This is a genomic window from Synechococcus sp. H55.2 (genome assembly GCF_047462495.1).
Taxonomy (GTDB): Bacteria; Cyanobacteriota; Cyanobacteriia; order Thermostichales; family Thermostichaceae; genus Thermostichus.
This window is the reverse complement of record NZ_JANSJH010000228.1, coordinates 1-675: the sequence shown is the minus strand read 5'-3', so window position 1 is coordinate 675 and position 675 is coordinate 1. Positions and strand designations below refer to the sequence as shown.

General features: G+C 56.3%; 1 pseudogene. It reads left to right on the top strand.

The features are described 5' to 3' along the window. Positions 1–131: 131 nt before the first annotated feature. A pseudogene (locus tag NW844_RS13065) lies at positions 132–675 on the top strand (RNA-guided endonuclease TnpB family protein); the annotation flags it as partial.

Below are 675 nucleotides of genomic sequence, written 5' to 3'. Positions count from 1 at the left end.
TGTTGGGCGACACCGCCCGCTAGGGAGGTCGCTTGACTCTGCCTGGGCTGCTCAGCTAGAAACCGCAGGAGCCCCGCCCTGTACCCGTAGGGTCAGGGTCGGGAGAAATGCGGACGATGGATAATCGTGACATGGCCCAAGTCCTGACTATCTCCTGCAAGCTCAAGGTGTCTGCTTCGCAAGCCGTGAAGCTAGAGGCAACCTTGTCTGCTTTTGCACAAGCACTCAACTGGGTCAACCAAAACACACCAGAGAAGGTGGTCAACCCAGTCAAGCTTCAATCGCTCTGCTACCGCGCAATTCGTACCCGCTTTGGGCTCTCCAGCAACCTGGCACAACAGGTATGCAGAAGGCTGGCCGCTGCCCGCAAGGTTGCCCAGCAAAAGAATCGTCCGGTCAAAGCGTTCAAGTCTGGCTTTGTTACCTACGATGCCCGCATCTTCTCTTTTCGGGAAAAAGACTGGACGGTGTCGCTGACCACCGTTGAGGGACGCGAACGCTTTGAGCTGGATATAAGTAACTACCAGCGCGGCATGTTAGCAGGCTCAAACCCTAAAGCAGCCACGTTGGTCAAGCGCCAAGACGGCTCCTACTCCATTCAAATTTGCGTGGAGTCTGAGGCGCCGGAGCCACAAGACACCACCAAGGCAATTGGCGTGGATTTGGGTAGGAGAG